This window comes from Gilliamella sp., assembly GCF_024104075.1.
In the GTDB taxonomy this organism is placed as follows: Bacteria; Pseudomonadota; Gammaproteobacteria; order Enterobacterales; family Orbaceae; genus Gilliamella; species Gilliamella bombi.
This window is the reverse complement of record NZ_JAGGHR010000002.1, coordinates 1-20,163: the sequence shown is the minus strand read 5'-3', so window position 1 is coordinate 20,163 and position 20,163 is coordinate 1. Positions and strand designations below refer to the sequence as shown.

Below are 20,163 nucleotides of genomic sequence, written 5' to 3'. Positions count from 1 at the left end.
TATACATAATTTACACTACTGTAAAAAGTAGAAAAATAATAGATAAAAATATTATTTTTTGGATGAATAATTATTGTACGAAAATTGACACTAAACTTATGGAAGTGTCTTTTTAAAAAATAACCATGAGGGTAAAAAATGAAACGTAATCTATTAGCAATCGCTATCCCTGCGCTTTTAGTCGCAGCTGGTGCAAATGCATCTATCGAAGTTTGGAACAAAGATGGCAATAAGGTTGACTTTTACGGCCGAGTAAAAGCAGCTAACAACATCACTGACCGTGGTCAAAAAGGCGAAGGTGACGATACTTCAGCTCGTTTAGGTATGTCAGGCCAAACTCAAATCACTGATAGCGTAACTGGTTATGGTCGTTGGGAATATGAAGCTAAAGCGGGTAAAAGTAAAGACGGCAGTAGTGAAGTACGTTATGCATTCGCTGGTTTAAACTTTGGTGATGCTGGTTCATTCGACTATGGTCGTAATGACGGTGTGTTAAAAGCAATTACTGCTTATACTGACGTATTACCACAATTTGGTGGCGATGCAGCAAACAATGAATGGCATGTTCTTTCAGAACGTACTAAAGCTGTTGCAACTTACCGTAACAATAACTTCTTCGGTTTAACTGATGATATCAGCTTTGCATTACAATATGCCGATAATGGTGATGCAGTTAAAGATTTTGAGAATAAAAAATGGCTAGATCCTGTATCTGGTACTACTAAAGATCGTATTAACCATAAATCGAAAGAAGCTTGGGGTGCAAATGTTCAATGGAATATTTTTGACACTGGTTTAACAGCTGGTGCAGGTTACGCTCAAACTTCAAAAAGTGATAGCCGTCAAAGTACTTGGGCAACTGGTCTTAAATATGATAACTATAATTTATATTTAGGTGCTAACTATTTCCAAAGTAAACATAAGAATGCGGTTGGTACTTATGGATTAATTGGTGATTACGTTTATCATATAAGAGATACAGATTTAAAAGTCAGAGGATTTGAATTAGTTGCTCAATATGGTATCGATCTTGAAGTTGGTCGTTTAACTCCTTCTCTAGCTTATGTTCAACACAAAGTTAAATCTTCTGATTATGATAATTTTTCAAAATATGGTTACCGTTGGAAGTATAGAGGTTTCAATTCACCAGAAGCTAAGTATGTATCTGTAGGTGCAACTTACGATTTAAACAAAAACTTTAGTACGATTGTTGAATATAAATTCAATCTTCTTGATCGTAAAGATTTTGGTGCAGCTTCAAATACTGAAAATCCACGTGGTCACGATACTAAACCAGGTACTAAAGATGTGTTAGGTGTTGGTTTAATTTACCAATTCTAATCGCTTAATATCTTATAAAAAGGCACTTAGGTGCCTTTTTTTTCATCTTTTGAATTCATTCCCACCTAAAAAAACATTTTATGCCTAAAAAAATTTATAATAAGTATTAAAATATTCGAAAATTCGCAGAATAAATCTAAATTCCATTGTTAAATAGGCAATGTGGCATTAGAGCCATGTTTATTAGGCAAAATGGCTATCACAGTAATAATATAATTGCTGATTATTAGCAGTTATTTGTTAAACCAGAGCAAAGCAATTTGCATCTTTAATAATATAAAATACCTTTGAGGGTAAAAAATGAAACGTAATCTATTAGCAATCGCTATTCCTGCACTTTTAATTGCAGGTACAGCAAACTCTTCTATTGAAGTGTGGAATAAAGACGGTAATAAAGTTGACTTTTATGGTCGTGTTTACGCATTAAACTATATTACTGATCGCAATAACCAAACAGGTGAAGGTGACAAGACCACTGCACGTTTAGGTATGTCAGGTCAAACACAAGTGACCGACAGCGTAACTGGCTATGGTCGTTGGGAATATGAAGCAAAAACAGGTAAAAATGCTGATAATGAAACTCGTTATGCATTTGCTGGTTTAAACTTTGGTGATTTTGGTTCATTCGACTATGGTCGCAATGATGGTGTATTAAAAACATTAACATCTTACACTGACGTTTTACCAGAATTTGGTGGTGATGCTTCTGATAATGATCTTTATGCATTAACAGCTCGTACTAAAGCCGTTGCAACCTACCGTAATTCAGATTTCTTTGGCTTAGTGAATGGTTTACGCTTTGCCGTTCAATATGCGGATAACGGAGATAACAGCTCAACACGTCATTTCGGTAATTATACTCTTAATGATAAACGCAATAGTGCTGAAGCATGGGGTTCAGTTGTTGATTGGGATGTGCTTGATACTGGTTTATCTGTTGGTGCTGGTTATGCACAAACTGGTGGTCATAAAGATGCTAAAGCATGGTCAGCTGGTATTAAATATGACAACGACAACCTTTATTTAGCTGCGTTATATATTCAAGGTAAACAAAAATATGGCTGGGATAATGCCTCAACTACTCGTAGCGCTGATGATTTAAAAACCAAAGGCTATGAATTAGTTGCTCAATATGGTATTGACTTTGAAGTAGGACGTTTAACGCCATCTGTTGCTTATATCCAACATAAAGTTAAAGACGCATCTAGTTATTCAAGTGATGCAGGGCTTAAAGGTAATGATTTAGCTAAATATGTTGATGTTGGTTTAACTTATGACTTTAACAAAAACCTACAAGCTATTATCGATTATAAAATTAACTTGTTAGATAAAGATGATATCGGTGCACGCCGTGCTTTATATGAAGATGGTTCATTTACTAAATCACAAATCAAGGGCACAACAAAAGACACAGTAGCACTTGGTTTAATTTACCAATTCTAATTGATTGTATCTTTGTTTTTAAAAGGCACTTCGGTGCCTTTTTTATTATCTATTATCAATTAAATAAACCTTGCGCTTTGATTAATACTCTGTTAAAAATTAAAAAAATATAATAATGAATTAGGATACAATGATGCTATATACCACACGTAAATTACTAGCTAAAAAAAATATTGCTTTAGTTGCTCACGATCATCTGAAAGATTCTTTATTAAGTTGGTGTAAAAAAAATCGTGAAGAGCTTTCTCGTCATAATTTATGTGGCACGGGCACTACTGGAACATTAATAAAGCAAGAAACAGGATTAAATATCACGCCAATGTTAAGTGGTCCGATGGGGGGAGATCAGCAGATAGGTGCATTAATTGCAGAAGGTAAAATTGATATCTTAATCTTTTTTTGGGATCCACTTAATGCTGTACCTCATGATCCAGATGTGAAAGCGTTGTTACGATTATCTACTGTTTGGAATATTCCAGTTGCCACTAATCAATCCACAGCTAATGCATTAATTCAGTCCTCTATTTTTACGCAAGAAGTTGATATTGAAATTCCTGATTATCAAAACTATTTAACTCAAAGAGTTAAATAAATGCCAATACCATCTCAAATTCGTAAAACAGGTCGGCAAATACTTTTACTTGATAATCTGTTTATTGTCTTGCGTTAGGATTTCGGCAATTTGTTCACAAGGTTTTGGTATATTATTGGCAATAGTATTGCTGATTGCTCTAGCTAAAAACCTATAATGTTATGGATAACTTTAAGTTATCTGCATTATCAATTTAAAAATGAGTCACCAAGCACCCTATTAAAATGCGGAAGATTGGCTAATTTTGCCATCTTTAAATAAAATCGCTTCGCCAGTATTAAGTTTTTGCCATATCTCATTTGAAGTTAATGGTAAGGTTGAAATGATAGTAACAATATCATTGGGTGTTGTATGTTTTTGAAAATCAATTTCTACATCTTCGTCCAATAATTTTGCTTTGCCAAATGGTGCTTTACGGGTTATCCAATGCAAATTTGTTGTGCAATAGGCAAACACATATTGCCCATCAGAAAGTAGCATATTGAATATGCCTAGTTGGCTTAATTGGTTGGCACATTGCTTAATAAAATTAAATAGCTCAAGATCATCGACAGGTTTTTGTAAATATTTTTGCTGTAATTGATTAATTAAATAGCAAAAGGCAAATTCGCTATCGGTTTCTCCAACAGGTTGAAAAAGCCCTGTATCTAAATTTTGGTAATTGGTTAATTGTCCATTGTGGGCAAAAGTCCAATTTTTACCCCAGAGTTCGCGGGTGAATGGGTGGGTATTTTCTAGTGCGACACCTCCTCGATTTGCTTGTCGAATATGAGCAATCACAGCTTTAGATTTGATGGGATATTCTTTCACCATTTTAGCAATAGGCGAATAGCTACAAGGCTCAGGATCTTTAAATGTTCGGCAGCCTTTTCCTTCATAGAAAGTAATTCCCCAACCATCTTTGTGAGGACCTTTGTCCCCACCTCGTTTAATTAAACTAGTAAAACTAAAGCAGATATCGGTTGGCACATTAGCACTCATACCCAATAATTCACACATATTATTTTGCCATCTCTTTTTCAATTAACAGAATAAGAATATGAATAACTTTGATATGGATTTCTTGCACACGATCGGCATAACCAAAATGTGGAACACGAATATCAACATCGGCAAGTCCATTCATCTTACCACCATCTTTACCAGTTAACGTAATAATTTTCATCCCTTTTTGTTTTGCTGCTTCAATTGCCTTAAGCACGTTAGCTGAATTTCCTGAAGTTGAGATACCTAAAAGTACATCACCTTTCTGACCTACACCTTCAACATAACGTGAAAAGATAGAATCAAATCCAAAATCATTACCTACACACGAAATGTGGCTTACATCTGATATGGCTATCGCAGGATAAGCAGGGCGATTATCACGATAGCGACCAGTTAATTCTTCAGCAAAATGCATAGCATCACAATGAGAGCCACCATTACCACATGATAAAACTTTACCACCATGTTTAAACGAATCAGCAATTAAAATAGCAGCTTTTTGGATTTGTTGGAGATTTTTATCATCTGAAACAAAATTAGTTAATACGTTAATAGCTTGGTTTAATTCATCACGAATATTGTCAATATACACAGGTATTTCTCCATCAATAATAAATAAATTTATAGACTATTGTAATTTGTTCAAAATAGCTTGCAAGCAATAAAAACAAAATTTCTTATTTTGGTAAGAACATTTTAGGAACTATGCCATTAAGTGCAAAAATAAACATTGAAATAGAAATAAATTAAGGTTATTTCTAATAATGATGGTTGAAATAAGGACAAAATTTAAATTAATTTTAAATTTAACAAATAATACATTTGCAAATAGTTAAATTCTTTGCATTTATTTTAAATAATATATTGGATAGAACTTGGTCGTAACGCTATTTGCCGATAGGATAAGTCTTTAATTCGTGATACAATTTATTAAGTAATTTTCACTCAAAACAGAGTGAAATGGCATAAAATAGAATTAATAAGGAATTTATATGCAAACGATTGAAGGTAAAGTTGCTGCACCAAAAGCTAAAGTTGCAATTGTAGTGGCGCGTTTTAATCATTTTATTAATGATAGCCTAGTAAATGGTGCAATTGATGCATTGACACGTATAGGACAAGTTGATGATAAAAATATCACTGTTATTTGGGTTCCTGGTGCTTATGAAATTCCTCTTGCCGTTAAAGTTGCCGCACAGTCAAAAAAATATGATGCCGTTGTGGCGTTAGGTACCGTAATTCGTGGTAGTACAGCGCATTTTGATTTTGTTGCTGGTGAATCAAGCTCTGGATTATTAAGTACAAGTTTAGATAACACTATTCCAGTAGGATTTGGTATTTTAACCACCGAAAGTATAGAACAAGCAATTGAACGTGCAGGCACTAAGGCAGGCAATAAAGGGGCTGAAGCTGCATTAACTGCGCTGGAAATGCTAAATATTATTAAAGCAATTAAGGAGTAATTTTGTGGCATTAGTTAATCCTCGTCGTCGAGCAAGAGAATGTGCGGTACAAGCCATTTACTCTTGGCAAGTTTCCAGAAACGATCTTGCTGATGTTGAGACAAGTTTTATTGCAGAACAAGATATGAAAGGCGTCGATTCTAAGTATTTTCGTGAATTATTAAATGGTGTAGCAAAAAATACTGCCGAATTAGATGATAAAATGACGCCTTATCTCACTGAACGATCTGTTGATGAATTAGGACAAATTGAATTAGCGATACTTAGAATCGCACTGTATGAATTAATGAAACGTCAAGATGTGCCCTATAAAGTGGTAATTAATGAAGCCATTGATTTAACAAAAACCTTCGGTGCTGCTGACAGCCATAAATTTGTTAATGGCGTATTAGATAAAATAGCCCCAACCATCCGTACGCGATAACCGATTAATTGTGAGATTGATATGAACGACAATACCGAAAAAAATAAACCATCTATTTTTTACGCCAAAAATAGTGAATCTAAAAAACATTCTCGCTCTGCTATTGAAAAGCCCTCTCGATGGAAAGAGAAGCGTAAAGATGATTCATTTCAGTTGAAATCTAAACGAGATCGTCATGATCGTATTGAAACATTCAAACCTCGAAATGATAAATCTGAGTTTGCAAAAAAGCGGTTTAATGTTGAACTTAATCAATCTCAATCATCTATCGATAATGATTCACCATGGCAAAAAAAGGTTCGCGCTAATGATCAAGTACCGACCTTTGGTTATGATGGCTATCGCCAACGTAAAGAAGAAACTTTAGTTTATAGTGAAAATAGCTGTAAAGCAGTTTTCAAACATCGACGCACAGCTATTGTTAAACTATTTATTACCCAAGAGATGACTTATCAGTTTAAAGATCTAATAGACTGGTTAGTCAAACAACGGTTAGGTTATGATGTTATCTCTAGTGAGCAAATTAGTAAAATAACTCAAACTCAGCACCATGGCGGTGTCTGCCTAATTGTAAAAAAACGTGTCCCACTTACCTTATTGGATTATTTAGAAAATAATAGTAATAAAGATCATGATTGTATTTTAGCTATTGACGATGTTCATAATCCCCATAATTTAGGTGGCTTAATTCGTAGTGCTGCTTTTTATGGTGTTAATGGCGTTATATTACGTCAAACAAATTTACTCGATAGTGGCGCTGCCATGCGTGTGGCAGAAGGTGGTATTGAGGCTGTTGAATCAATTAAAAGTGATGATTTTGTTGCTTCACTTGATATGCTTAAACAGCGTGGTTACCAAGTTGTTGCGTTATTACCGTGTCAGGCAAAATCCATTGCATCAACTCAATTGCATAAAATCAAGTTTGATAAAAAAGTTGCGTTAGTTATATTTCAACAAATTAATATAAAACTTATTAATTGTGCTAATGTTGTTGTTCATTTAAAGGGAAATGATAACATGCCTGCGTTAAATATTTCGGTTGCAACGGGTATTTTATTATCTAATTTACAAAAATAATAAAGTATTATTTTATCTTTATTATCAACTATTTGTATGGTAAAAGTTATTTTACTAATTGGTAAAATATATCAAATAGCATGATTTGATTAGAAATTGCTTTTTTTTTCTGTAAATTGTTATTAGTTATTGTGTATTTTGGTAATGGTTATGGCTTTAAAGCATAAAGTTGGTTTAATTTTTGGGAAGTTTTATCCTTTACATTGTGGTCATATTTATTTGATTGAAAAAGCAATGAGCCAAGTTGATGTGTTACATATCATATTGGGCTGTGAGGCATCACGTGATAAGCAGCTATTTGATAAAAGCCGCTTACCCAAACAACCACAAGTTAGCGACCGCTTTTCATGGTTAAAAGAGACGTTTAAAGATCGCCACAATATTCATATCCATGTACTTGATGAAGCTGGTATTGAATTTTATCCCAATGGATGGCAAGATTGGAGTTGTCGCGTTAAGCAAATTCTTTCCGAACATAAAATTAAGCCTAACGTAGTATTTACTAGTGAACCGCAAGATGTCAAAAATCATGAACTCTATTTTGGCTGTCCGGTAATCATTGTTGATGCCAATCGAGATTTTATAAGCATCAGCGCAACCCAAATCCGTGAAAATCCTTATAAAAACTGGTCTTATATCGCACAAGCAGCAAAACCTTTTTTTGTTAAAAAAGTAGCTATTGTTGGTCAAAATAGATTTCGTGATTTACCTATTCAATTTGCTAATATTTATAATACTCAATATGTACCTAACGGTTATATTAATTATATTGAGCGAGAAATCTTAACTCAGCATAACAAACGCTATTTGAGTGAATCTGATTTTATGAAAATTGCGATGTTACATGTAGAACGGATTTCAAAAGCTGTTGAAAGCGCCAATAAGGTTGTTTTTACCTCAATTGATTTTGAAACATTAGCACAGTACTACAATCAATTATTTCAAAAAAATAATGAAATTTTAAAAGCTTTTAAAGACAGTTATCATTTTGATTTAGTCATTCACGAAAAAGATTTAAATCCAAAATCCTCACGGCTGGAACATTTTGAAACAATCACAAAAGAGGTTGAAGCATTATTGATTTAGTTCATCACATTTATTGTGGCTTATGTTAAAATAAGTCAATTATTTGTGATAGGTAAATTTTTATGTCTCAATCTTCTGACAAACAAGACGATACAAATCAAGAAAAAATTGATTTTGGTTACAAACAAGTTCCCAAACAAGAAAAAGTAAAACGTGTTGCTGAAGTATTTCATTCTGTTGCTGATAAATATGATGTTATGAATGATCTAATGTCATTTGGCATACATCGTATTTGGAAAAAAATTACCATTGAATATAGTAGCGTGCGTAAAGGTCAAAAAGTTTTAGATTTGGCAGGAGGCACTGGTGATTTAACGGCAAAATTCTCGCAACTTGTTGGTGATGATGGATTGGTTGTGTTAGCTGATATTAACGAATCGATGTTAAAAGTGGGACGAGATAAGCTACGTGACAAAGGCTTATTTAAAAACATTGAATATGTACAAGCTAATGCCGAGGAATTACCTTTTGCAGATAACTATTTCGATTGTATTACTATTTCATTTGGATTACGTAATGTCACCGACAAAGAAAAAGCATTACGATCCATGTGGCGAGTATTAAAACCTGGCGGGCGTTTATTAATTCTTGAATTCTCTAAACCGCAATATCAAATTCTGAATAAAGCGTATGATCTATACTCATTTACCATGTTACCATTGATGGGGAAAATAGTGGCAAATGATTCTGAAAGTTACCGTTATTTAGCTGAATCTATCCGTATGCATCCTGATCAAAATACATTGAAAAAAATGATGGAAGATGCAGGATTTGTCGATGTGAAATATCACAATATGACTGGTGGTATAGTTGCGTTACATACTGGCTTTAAATTTTGATGCGATGAATAATAATGACATTTTTTAGACTGTTTAAAATATTAACTGTATTCCGAGCTTATCAATTAAATGAATTGTTGCCAAAACATCGTTCATCAAAATGGTTGCGTACTTTATTATTTTGTATGTTTTGGGTTAGAGCTAAAGCAAAACATCAAGAAATCGGTGAACGTTTACAACTAGCGTTACAAGAACTAGGTCCAGTTTGGGTGAAAATTGGACAAATGATCTCAACTCGACGAGATATTTTACCAAAACACATAGCCGATGCTTTGGCAAAATTACAAGACCAAGTTAACCCTTTTGACGGTAAAATTGCCAAACAAATAATTGAGTCAGCTTTAGAGCAGCCAATTGATTATTATTTTGCAGATTTTGACGAAAAACCAATAGCATCAGCATCAATAGCACAAGTTCATAAGGCGATATTAAAACGTAGTCAAGCCGAAGTAGTTATCAAAGTATTGCGTCCTAACATTTTACACGTTATCCAAGCCGATATTAGTTTGATGTATTGGGTGGCTAAACAATTAACTAAGCGGATTGAATCAGGCGAAAAATTACGAGCGGTTGAAATAGTGCATGATTATGAAATGACACTATTAAAAGAGTTAGATTTACAAAAAGAAGCTTACAACACGGCTAGATTACGCGATAATTTTATCAATAGCGACATTTTATATATCCCTTATGTTTACCAAGATTTATGTCGAAAAAATGTGATGGTTGAAGAGCGCATTAAAGGGATCCCCATTGCAGATATCGATCAGTTAAAGCAAAATAATGTTGATATGAAATTACTTGCAGAACGAGGAGTACAAGCTTTTTTTACCCAAGTGTTTCGTGATAACTTTTTTCATGCTGACATGCATCCAGGCAACATTTTTGTTGATATTACAGAACCACAAAATCCACGTTATATTGGTATTGATTGTGCGATTGTTGGTATATTAAGTGCTGATGATCAACGCTATCTTGCAGAAAATTTCTTAGCATTTTTCAATCGAGATTATCGAAAAATAGCCGAAACCTATATTGCATCAGGCTGGGTACCAGCAACAACAGATGTTATTGCACTTGAAATGGCAATGCGCAATGTATGTGAGCCCGCATTTTCAAAACCACTTTCTGAAATCTCATTTTCACAGATTTTACTGCAATTATTTCAAGTTGCACGCCAATTTGACATGGATATCCAACCCCAACTAACCTTACTTGAAAAAACGCTATTTTATATTGAAGGACTTGGTCGTCAGCTTTATCCAGAACTTGATTTGTGGCAAACAGCAAAGCCGTTTTTAGAAAAGTGGTATCGAGATAAATATAGTGCTAAAAAGATACTACAACAAGCTTGGGAATCGTTGCCTCAGTGGCGGGTCATGTTGCCACAGTTACCAGAAAAATTAAATGATTATGAACGAATTTCCAAACAAATGAATGTTCAATTACAGCAAATCAATCAAGAACTTCAGCGTAGTAAAAAGCGTGAACGAAATTTATATACAGCGATTGCACTATTTTGTGCATTATGTATTATTATACTAATTGTGCATTAAGAATTGAGCACAAAACTAGTTATTTGGGAAAATTGTAGTTTGTGTGTATAATTTAGGTATTAACCTTACTGGAGATAATTATCATGATGCCAAGCTTGCCTCAACTCCTCATATTAGTTGCTGTTGTTGTTTTGTTATTTGGAACAAAAAAATTACGAACATTAGGGTCCGATCTTGGCGCATCAATTAAAGGCTTTAAAAAAGCGATGAATGATGATGACGGCCACGACCAAAAAGAGCAAGACAATTTACAAAAAGTCGAGAATATTGACTCATCAGATACTAACAATACAGATACTAACAATAGCAAAAAAGAGTAACCCGTGTTCGACATCAGCTTTGGTCAGTTACTATTGGTATTAATTATTGGTCTAGTGGTTTTAGGGCCAGAAAGGTTACCTATTGCCATAAAAACAGTTGCAGGATGGATAAAAGTACTCCGCCGAATGTCTGCTACTGTACAGTTAGAATTAAATAAAGAACTTAAACTGCAAGAGTTACAAGACAGTCTAAAAAAGGCTGAACAAAGTGGTTTAACAACACTTACGCCAGAGATTCAAGAATCAATTGATGATTTAAAGCGCGTAACAGAATCATTACAAAACGAGATCGACTCTGCAACGCTGATCGATTCTCACTCTCACTCAGATAAAAATAAATCATGACCGACGACGCTACACAACCATTAATTGGACATCTTGTTGAACTTAGAACACGGCTTCTACGCTCTATTATCTGTATTTTGCTAGTATTAGCTTGCTTACTCTATTTTTCCAATGATATTTATCATATCGTGGCAAATCCACTTATCAGCCAATTACCTCAAGGTAGTAGCATGATAGCAACAGATATTGCAGCGCCATTTTTTACTCCAATTAAGCTAACTGCTGTGGTGGCAATATTTATCTCAATTCCTTACATACTGTATCAAGTTTGGGGATTTATCGCACCAGCACTATATCAACATGAAAAACGTCTAGTAATGCCGTTAATTGTATCAAGCACAATTCTCTTTTATCTTGGTATCGCATTTGCTTACTTTGTGGTGTTTCCACTAGCATTTTACTTTTTTATTCACACTGCACCTATTGATGTAGCTATCAATACAGATATTACAAAATACCTTGATTTTGTAATGACACTCTTTATTGTTTTTGGGTTTGCTTTCGAAGTGCCCGTTGCCATTATACTACTTTGTTGGACAGGGATAACTACGCCTAAAAGTCTACGAAAAAAGCGCCCTTATATAATTGTTGGAGTGTTTGCCGTTGCAATGTTTGTTACACCTCCCGATGTATTTTCACAAATATTACTAGCTGTACCTATCTGTTTACTGTTTGAAATCGGCACTTTTTTTGCCCGTTTTTATCAACCACGAAAAAATGACAAAACAGAAGATAACGACAATTATGAATCTGATAAAGATAGTTAACAGATAAAAGATGAATTAACTGAATAATTAAGGATAACAAGTCATAATGAAGACCTCATTACCTGATTTTAATTGTGCCAATGTATTAGTTGTAGGCGATATTATGTTAGATCGCTATTGGTATGGAGGAACTAATCGGATATCCCCCGAAGCGCCAGTACCTGTAGTTAAAATTGACTCTTTAGAAGAGCGACCAGGTGGTGCGGCTAATGTTGCTATGAATATTACATCGCTTTGTGGTAACGCGAGACTAATCGGATTAACAGGTATTGATGAACCAGCCAAAATTCTTGATGAACAGCTAAGTAAACACAAAGTTCAATGTGATTTTGTCTCTGTTTCAACACACCCAACCATAACTAAACTACGAGTCCTATCACGTAATCAACAATTGATCCGTATTGATTTTGAAGAAGGATTTGGCAATATTGATGCAACTCCTATTCTTGAGCGTATTCAAACAGCATTGGCGACGCATAAAGTATTGGTTTTGTCGGACTATGCTAAAGGAGCATTATCAGCAGTTCAAGCAATAATTAAGCTTGCTAATCAAGCAAATGTACCAATTCTAGTTGATCCTAAAGGGACTGATTTTAAACGTTACCGCGGTGCAACAATCTTAACCCCTAATATGTCAGAGTTTGAGGCGGTAGTTGGTCATTGTCAAAGTGAAGATGAAATCATAGAAAAAGGCCACCAACTGATTAAACAGTACCAACTAAAAGCGCTATTGGTTACACGAAGCGAAAAAGGCATGACATTGCTTCAATTAGATAAACCAACTTATCATCTACCGACTCAAGCTAAAGAAGTATTTGATGTAACAGGTGCTGGCGATACTGTAATTGCCACATTAGCTGCAGCTTTAGCCGCAGGGCAATCTTTAGAGGAAAGCTGTTTCTTAGCCAATGCGGCAGCGGGTGTTGTTGTTGGTAAACTTGGCACTTCAACAGTATCACAAGTAGAGTTAAGTAATGCCATTCGAGCACGTGCCGATGACGGATTTGGTGTAATGACAGAAGAAGAACTTAAAGAAGAAGTTCAAAAAGCACGGATGCGTGGTGAAAAAATTGTCATGACCAATGGTTGCTTTGATATTTTACACGCAGGACATGTTTCTTACCTTGCTAATGCGCGTAAACTTGGTGATCGTCTAATAGTTGCTGTGAACAGCGATGCCTCGGTTAAGCAGTTAAAAGGTGAATCAAGACCAATAAACCCACTTATGCAACGAATGATTGTATTAGGTGCACTTGATTCAGTTGATTGGGTCGTATCATTTGAGGAAGAAACACCACAGCGATTAATAGCCACTATTTTACCCGATGTATTAGTCAAAGGTGGTGATTATAAACCTGAAGATATCGCTGGCGGTAAAGAAGTTATTGCTGCTGGTGGAACTGTTAAAGTGCTCAATTTTGAAGATGGATGTTCAACAACCAACATTATTAATGCAATAAAAAAAACGCTAAGCTAAATAATCACAAATAAAATTGGCTACTTGGAAATAAGTAGCCAATTGGCTTTTCAGCTCTTAATAACCTTAGTTAATTCTTGTTTAAGATAAAAATCAGTAAAAAAAATTAATACACTTTAATCAATCGTTAATAACTATTGTTAAATTTCAAAATTAATACTTTTTTTATTGTGATCTTTATGCAAAGCTAATAAGCAAATAACGAAAAAGAGTATTAAGGATATTTTATGACCAAACATTATGATTACATTGCCATTGGTGGTGGTAGTGGAGGGATAGCATCAATTAATCGAGCTGCGTCCTATGGAAAGAAATGTGCCATTATTGAAGCCAAATTATTAGGTGGAACCTGTGTTAATGTTGGTTGTGTACCCAAAAAAGTAATGTGGTATGGTGCTCAAATTGCAGAAGCTATAAAACATTATGGTCCCGATTACGGTTTTGATACCACTATTAATCAATTCAATTGGGATAAATTAATTGCTAGTCGAACTGCTTATATTGATCGCATTCATCAGTCTTATGATCGGGTACTTACTAATAATAAAGTTGACGTCATTCATGGCTATGCAAAATTTGTTGACTCTCATACCGTTGAGGTAAATGGCGAACACTATAGTGCTGATCATATTCTAATTGCTGTTGGCGGAAAACCAAGCATTCCCAATATTCCAGGTGCGCAATATGGCATTACTTCAGATGGCTTTTTTGCTCTAAAAGCCTTGCCAAAACGTGTGGCAGTTGTTGGCGCAGGTTATATTGCTTGCGAAATAGCAAGTGTATTACACGCTTTGGGCGCACAAACACATCAATTTGTTCGCAATGCTACACCACTACGATCTTTTGATCCGCTTATTATTGAAACCTTAATGGAAGTTATTGCTACTGAAGGTCAACAATTACATACTTTTGCGGTTCCAAAATCGGTAATTAAAAATAGTGATAATTCACTAACATTAAACCTCGAAAATGGCGAAAGTTACACAGTTGATTGTTTAATTTGGGCGATTGGACGTGATCCAGCAACAAATGACATGAATTTACAGGCGGCAGGAATTGCGGTTGATAATAAAGGTTTTGTTATCGTCGACAAATACCAAAACACCAATGTTCCGGGCATCTATTCTGTCGGTGATGATATTACAGGCGCTATAGCATTAACACCTGTTGCAGTTGCCGCAGGGCGCCGCTTATCAGAAAGGTTATTTAACAATAAATCTGATGAACATTTAGATTACAGTAATATTCCGACCGTCGTATTTACTCATCCTGCAATTGGTACAGTAGGATTGACTGAACCAGAAGCAATACAGCAGTATGGTGAAGAAAACGTAAAAGTGTATAAATCAACATTTACAGCAATGTACACCGCAGTAACACAGCATCGACAACCTTGTCGAATGAAATTAGTATGTGTGGGGAGAGATGAAAAAATTGTTGGTATTCATGGCATTGGTTACGGAATGGACGAAATGTTACAAGGCTTTGCAGTAGCGCTTAAAATGGGAGCAACTAAAAAAGACTTTGATAATACGGTGGCTATTCACCCAACTGCTGCCGAAGAGTTTGTTACCATGCGTTAAAAACGACCGATAGTAGTAATAAAAAAGCAGGCTATTAGTCCTGCTGTTTTGTTAATATTTTTATATATTAGGGCGTGTTGATCTTTCGTGATTATTTTTATAATTAATGTTTTTATTATTTAGGCTTTTATCGATTAATGATTTGCATCACTTTGCCAGCCATTTTTAGCTAAAGGAAAGAAACCGACCCCAACCGCAATTAACGCTACAAAAGAGATGTAAATACCAGCACCAAGATAACTATATTGACCTAATAAATGTTCAGGGCTTAATAGATAAATGGTTAATGTTGGTGTAAATGCACTAAATAGCGCATAGGCTAAATTATACGAAAATGACAAACCCGAATAACGGATCGCAGGAGGGAAAGCTCTTGTACCAACTATTGCTGTCATTGCAACAGAACCAATAAATAGCCCAAATACAGCCCAAAGCGAATAAAGTTTAGTTAAGGACATATCTGGCGACAAAGAGCTATAAAATACAATGCTCATAATAGCAAGTCCGCCCCAGTTAATTAGCATAGTTTTGGTTGTACCTATTTTATCTTCTAACCAACCAAAAATAACGCAACCGATAGTCAAAGTTAGTGCAGCAATACAACCACCAATACGCCAATCAAGATTAGCAAAATGGTACATACCACCTACAATACGACCCGGTGTAATCAAAATACCCACCATAATTGCCGTCGACAACGACCAAGTCAAAAGAGCCACAATTAGGCAAGCTGTTTTATGTTTTTGAAGCACGGTAACGACAGGAATATTCTTTTCAATTGCTTTGCGTGCCGCTAACTCTTTAAAGATAGGTGTTTCAGATAAAAATCGACGTAAATAAACCGAAATAACGCCAAAAATACCACCAATAATAAACGGAATACGCCAAGCATAATCTAAAATATTTACGGTGGTAAAACAAAGATCAATAACGATAGTCACAATAAAGCCAAGTAAAATACCGCCAGTAATACCTGAAGTTAACGTACCGATACCTAAACCATAACGTTGCTTTGGCACATGCTCAGCAATGAACACCCAAGCTCCTGGCATTTCACCACCAATAGCAGCACCTTGAAGCATACGCATTACTAATAATAACAGAGGTGCAAAAATACCAATCACTTCATAAGTTGGTAAAACACCAATGATAAATGTAGGTAATGCCATCATAGCCACGCTTAAGGTAAACATTCGCTTACGTCCCACTTTATCACCAAAGTGCGCCATAATTATGCCACCAACAGGACGAACCAAATAACCAGCAGCAAAAATGCCCCATGCAAATAAATCTAACGTTAATGGCGATAAAAAATGCGGTAAAAATAGTGGTTTTACAATGGTATCGATGTAAAGCGCATAAATAACAAAATCATAAAATTCTAATGTACCACCCAAAGAGGACAAAACTAACGTTTTAAAATCCTGCCGATTTAATGGTCGAGCACTAGGCTGCCATTCCGCGTTGATTACAGACTGACTCATGGAAAAACCTTATTATTAAATTAAGTTAGAAAATAAAAAATCTATCTTTTATTGATTTAAGTTAAAAACGTGAGATTCATTCTGCCACAAAAAAAAGGCTTTTTTTTCATCATAAAAAAATTTAATGTATGTAACAAAACTACTTATTTGATTTATAATTCAACTAATCGAAGCTTAAAAAATATAAATCACGATAAAGCATAATCAATAATGGATAAATTGGATAAAATTTGATGACAAATAGCAACAAAGTACGCTGTAGTTGGGTTTTGGATGACCCAATATACATTCATTACCACGATAACGAATGGGGCAACCCCCAATATGATAGCCTTAAACTATTTGAAAAAATTTGCCTTGAAGGGCAACAAGCGGGATTATCGTGGATCACTGTTCTGAAAAAACGAGATGAATATCGACGTTGCTTTTTTAATTTTGACCCACACAAAATTATTCAGCTAACGCCTGAAGATATTGAACATCTTTTAAAAAATAAAGGACTAATTCGTAATCGTTTAAAGCTAAATAGCATTGTAAAAAATGCTCATGCTTATTTAAACATGCAAAAAAATGGTGAAGATTTCTCGCAATTTATCTGGTCGTTTGTTGATAATAAACCAATTATTAACCATTTTAATGATAAAAGCGAAGTTCCCGTAAGTACTGATATATCAGAAAAAATGTCAAAAGCGCTAAAAAACAAAGGTTTTACATTTGTTGGTTCTACCATCTGTTATGCTTTTATGCAGTCCATGGGATTAATTAACGATCATTTTGAAAATTGTTATAAAAAATAAAGGAAAAAATGGATGATAGCAAAATCAATAAAGTATGGTATAGCCTTAATATTAGCCTATTTCATTATTGCTAACATTGCGATTTATATATCTTCGTTGCAAAAACCAATAAAAAATGCCGATACCTTGGTCGTATTGGGAGCCCAAGTGATTAACACACCAGCCATAGCTTCTTCAACCTTAGCCGAGCGTTTAAATATTGCCATAAATTATTTACAAAATAACCCACAAACCAAAGTTGTTGTTTGTGGCGGACAGGGCAAAAACGAATCTGCAACTGAAGCTAGTGTAATGGCTCAATATTTAATTGAAAAAGGGATCGATGCTAATCGAATTTATCAAGAAGACAAATCAACCCGAACAGCCCAACAATTTATCTATGCAAATCGTATATTACCTTTAGGCAAAACGGTTGTGGTAACCAATGATTTTCATTTATTGAGATCGCTAATGCTTGCTAAACGTTCAGGAATTAACGAAGTATCAGGCTTAGCGGCGCCATTAGATTTGACTAAAAGAGATAAATATATCGCATTAATAAGAGAACCCCTAGCACTAGCAAATTCTTGGTTATTCGACCATCCAAGCGATAGTAATCCCCCTGAAAACCAATTACCCAGTCAACCATCTAGCTAGAATTATCGGCGCATCACGGCAAAAGCACGGGTAACTACTGTTTTTGCCCTGCGTCCATGATATCATTAATTATTGAAATTTAAATCAGCTACAGATAAATATGAAATCAGACACAATTGTTGCACAAGCAACACCACCAGGTCGTGGTGGCGTAGGTATATTGCGCATTTCTGGACCCCAAGCCCAAGCCGTGGCTCAGGCAGTATTAGGGCAAATACCCAAACCAAGGTATGCGCATTATCTTCCTTTTTTAGCTACTGATGGTTCAATCTTAGATGAAGGTATTGCGCTGTTTTTCCCAAATCCACACTCTTTTACAGGCGAAGATGTACTTGAATTACAAGGGCACGGTGGTCCAGTTATTTTGGATCTACTTTTAAAGCGTATATTAGAACTTCCTAACATCCGCATTGCAAAGCCGGGAGAGTTTTCAGAGCGTGCATTTTTAAATGACAAGCTAGATCTGGCTCAAGCCGAAGCTATTGCTGATTTGATTGATGCTAGCTCAGAACAAGCGGCAAAATCGGCAATATCATCTTTGCAAGGAGTATTTTCTAAAAAAGTGAATGCCTTGGTTGAATCCTTAATTCATTTACGCATATTTACCGAGGCAGCAATCGATTTTCCTGAAGAAGAAATTGACTTTTTATCTGACGGCAAAATAGAAGCACAGCTTAACCAAGTAATAACTCGTTTAAGCGAAGTTCGCCAAGAAGCTAAACAAGGAACACTGTTACGAGAAGGCATGAAAGTAGTCATAGCAGGGCGTCCTAATGCAGGAAAATCAAGCTTACTTAATGCGTTAGCTGGGCGTGAAGCTGCCATTGTGACCGATATCGCAGGCACCACGCGTGATGTACTGCGTGAACATATCCATATTGATGGCATGCCACTACACATTATTGATACCGCAGGTTTACGAGAAGCTAGTGACGAAGTGGAACGAATTGGTATAGAACGTGCTTGGCAAGAAATTGAGCAAGCTGATCGTGTATTATTTATGGTTGACAGCACAACCACAACAGAAACCAACCCAGAAAAGCTATGGCCTGAATTTATTGAACGCTTACCTAAAAATATGCCAGTAACCGTAATTCGTAATAAAGCCGATTTAACAGGCGAAAAGCTAGGATATAGCGAAGTAAACGGCTACTCACTCATTCAACTTTCGGCACGAACAGGCGAAGGCGTTACCTTATTGCGCGAACACCTAAAACAGGCCATGGGCTTTACTAGCAGCACTGAAGGTGGATTCTTAGCCCGACGCCGCCACCTTCAAGCACTTGAAAAGGCAGCCGAGCACTTAAATAATGGTAAACACCAACTAGTCACCTTCCATGCTGGTGAATTGCTTGCGGAAGAGCTAAGATTAGCGCAAGAATCCTTAAGCGAAATCACAGGAGAATTTACTTCTGATGATTTATTAGGCCGTATATTCAGTTCGTTTTGTATTGGTAAATAGGTCAAACATTAATTCTACGCTAAATAGAGTCTATAAAGCAGAACATTGCCTAGTTGTTGGTACATTCCAATATCAAAATGTGCTGACAACTAAGAAAATCAGCATCTCAAGTAAGAATTTTTTATCATGAACAAATTAAAGCTAGCATGTAATATTTAAATGCATTCAAATAGGCTTAAACAAAATATAAAATTCCCAAAGATACTTTATAGCGAATTAATTTCACTAAAACAAAAAATCAAATAAAATCAATATCCTACCTAAGCGATTTTAAAGCAAAAAACACATCGATAGCACCACAATATTAATAAGTTTGCCTTATCAGAGCGCCAAAATATACCGATAACGAAATAAAGCTAGCACGTCAAACTGGGTTGTTGGGCGTGTTTGTGTTTTAGATGTTATCAGCAATATTAATTATTCCGCAAAAATCAAAAAGTCCTAAAGCTAATACCCTATTTTAATTATAAAATTCACCTATCTC

At 35.3% G+C, this 20,163-nt stretch carries 18 protein-coding genes and 2 pseudogenes; 17 read left to right on the top strand and 3 right to left on the bottom strand.

Annotated features, from left to right (window positions below):
• Window positions 1–138: 138 nt before the first annotated feature.
• From J6569_RS00990 to J6569_RS00980, 3 genes are all read left to right on the top strand, one after another.
• Window positions 139–1,341 (top strand): porin, encoded by a 1,203-nt coding sequence (locus J6569_RS00990; RefSeq protein ID WP_296317214.1) that lies wholly within the window; start codon window positions 139–141, stop codon window positions 1,339–1,341.
• A gap of 300 nt (window positions 1,342–1,641) precedes the next feature.
• Complete coding sequence (locus J6569_RS00985) at window positions 1,642–2,784, top strand: porin (RefSeq protein ID WP_296317213.1); 1,143 nt, start codon at window positions 1,642–1,644, stop codon at window positions 2,782–2,784.
• Between the two features lie 133 nt (window positions 2,785–2,917).
• Window positions 2,918–3,376 carry a methylglyoxal synthase gene (locus J6569_RS00980; RefSeq protein WP_065609144.1) on the top strand — a complete coding sequence of 153 codons (459 nt, stop codon included), beginning with the start codon at window positions 2,918–2,920 and terminating at the stop codon, window positions 3,374–3,376.
• Between the two features lie 219 nt (window positions 3,377–3,595).
• Here J6569_RS00980 and J6569_RS00975 read toward each other — a convergent pair whose 3' ends face one another.
• A complete protein-coding gene (locus J6569_RS00975) occupies window positions 3,596–4,375 on the bottom strand; it encodes a class II glutamine amidotransferase (protein WP_065574402.1) in 780 nt (259 codons plus the stop codon).
• 1 nt (window position 4,376) lies between these two features.
• The gene (lpcA, locus tag J6569_RS00970) at window positions 4,377–4,955 is read right to left on the bottom strand and encodes a D-sedoheptulose 7-phosphate isomerase (protein ID WP_085164231.1); all 579 of its coding nucleotides are present in this window, start codon (window positions 4,953–4,955) and stop codon (window positions 4,377–4,379) included.
• Between the two features lie 400 nt (window positions 4,956–5,355).
• On the opposite strand from lpcA, the gene ribE reads away from it, so the two are divergent.
• The 11 genes and pseudogenes from ribE to gorA all read left to right on the top strand — a co-directional run bounded on the left by ribE (window position 5,356) and on the right by gorA (window position 15,300).
• Window positions 5,356–5,826, top strand: a complete 471-nt coding sequence (ribE, locus tag J6569_RS00965; protein WP_034911536.1) for a 6,7-dimethyl-8-ribityllumazine synthase — start codon at window positions 5,356–5,358, stop codon at window positions 5,824–5,826.
• 4 nt (window positions 5,827–5,830) lie between these two features.
• A complete protein-coding gene (nusB, locus tag J6569_RS00960) occupies window positions 5,831–6,250 on the top strand; it encodes a transcription antitermination factor NusB (RefSeq protein ID WP_034911540.1) in 420 nt (139 codons plus the stop codon).
• 21 nt (window positions 6,251–6,271) lie between these two features.
• On the top strand, window positions 6,272–7,327 hold the full coding sequence (locus J6569_RS00955; protein ID WP_085164227.1) for a TrmH family RNA methyltransferase: 1,056 nt from the start codon (window positions 6,272–6,274) through the stop codon (window positions 7,325–7,327).
• A gap of 150 nt (window positions 7,328–7,477) precedes the next feature.
• Window positions 7,478–8,413 (top strand): multifunctional transcriptional regulator/nicotinamide-nucleotide adenylyltransferase/ribosylnicotinamide kinase NadR, encoded by a 936-nt coding sequence (nadR, locus tag J6569_RS00950; protein ID WP_167370050.1) that lies wholly within the window; start codon window positions 7,478–7,480, stop codon window positions 8,411–8,413.
• Window positions 8,414–8,475: 62 nt separating this feature from the next.
• Window positions 8,476–9,252, top strand: coding sequence for a bifunctional demethylmenaquinone methyltransferase/2-methoxy-6-polyprenyl-1,4-benzoquinol methylase UbiE (gene ubiE / locus J6569_RS00945; protein ID WP_034911549.1), 777 nt, complete (start codon window positions 8,476–8,478; stop codon window positions 9,250–9,252).
• 14 nt (window positions 9,253–9,266) lie between these two features.
• On the top strand, window positions 9,267–10,808 hold the full coding sequence (gene ubiB, locus J6569_RS00940) for a ubiquinone biosynthesis regulatory protein kinase UbiB (RefSeq protein ID WP_174798645.1): 1,542 nt from the start codon (window positions 9,267–9,269) through the stop codon (window positions 10,806–10,808).
• An 80-nt stretch (window positions 10,809–10,888) separates the two neighbouring features.
• Window positions 10,889–11,065 (top strand): annotated as a pseudogene (tatA, locus tag J6569_RS00935) (twin-arginine translocase TatA/TatE family subunit); the annotation flags it as partial.
• Window positions 11,066–11,131: 66 nt separating this feature from the next.
• A pseudogene (tatB, locus tag J6569_RS00930) lies at window positions 11,132–11,410 on the top strand (Sec-independent protein translocase protein TatB); the annotation flags it as partial.
• 59 nt (window positions 11,411–11,469) lie between these two features.
• On the top strand, window positions 11,470–12,240 hold the full coding sequence (gene tatC, locus J6569_RS00925; protein WP_174798644.1) for a twin-arginine translocase subunit TatC: 771 nt from the start codon (window positions 11,470–11,472) through the stop codon (window positions 12,238–12,240).
• A 46-nt stretch (window positions 12,241–12,286) separates the two neighbouring features.
• A complete protein-coding gene (gene hldE, locus J6569_RS00920) occupies window positions 12,287–13,717 on the top strand; it encodes a bifunctional D-glycero-beta-D-manno-heptose-7-phosphate kinase/D-glycero-beta-D-manno-heptose 1-phosphate adenylyltransferase HldE (RefSeq protein WP_174798643.1) in 1,431 nt (476 codons plus the stop codon).
• Window positions 13,718–13,944: 227 nt separating this feature from the next.
• On the top strand, window positions 13,945–15,300 hold the full coding sequence (gene gorA / locus J6569_RS00915; protein WP_174798642.1) for a glutathione-disulfide reductase: 1,356 nt from the start codon (window positions 13,945–13,947) through the stop codon (window positions 15,298–15,300).
• Between the two features lie 134 nt (window positions 15,301–15,434).
• On the opposite strand, the gene J6569_RS00910 is transcribed toward gorA, so the two are convergent.
• Window positions 15,435–16,784 carry an MFS transporter gene (locus J6569_RS00910; RefSeq protein ID WP_174798641.1) on the bottom strand — a complete coding sequence of 450 codons (1,350 nt, stop codon included), beginning with the start codon at window positions 16,782–16,784 and terminating at the stop codon, window positions 15,435–15,437.
• A gap of 233 nt (window positions 16,785–17,017) precedes the next feature.
• On the opposite strand from J6569_RS00910, the gene J6569_RS00905 reads away from it, so the two are divergent.
• The 3 genes from J6569_RS00905 to mnmE all read left to right on the top strand — a co-directional run bounded on the left by J6569_RS00905 (window position 17,018) and on the right by mnmE (window position 19,679).
• Window positions 17,018–17,581 (top strand): DNA-3-methyladenine glycosylase I, encoded by a 564-nt coding sequence (locus J6569_RS00905; RefSeq protein ID WP_174798640.1) that lies wholly within the window; start codon window positions 17,018–17,020, stop codon window positions 17,579–17,581.
• Window positions 17,582–17,593: 12 nt separating this feature from the next.
• Window positions 17,594–18,217, top strand: coding sequence for a YdcF family protein (locus J6569_RS00900; protein ID WP_174798639.1), 624 nt, complete (start codon window positions 17,594–17,596; stop codon window positions 18,215–18,217).
• A gap of 100 nt (window positions 18,218–18,317) precedes the next feature.
• Complete coding sequence (gene mnmE, locus J6569_RS00895) at window positions 18,318–19,679, top strand: tRNA uridine-5-carboxymethylaminomethyl(34) synthesis GTPase MnmE (RefSeq protein WP_296317207.1); 1,362 nt, start codon at window positions 18,318–18,320, stop codon at window positions 19,677–19,679.
• Window positions 19,680–20,163: the final 484 nt, after the last annotated feature.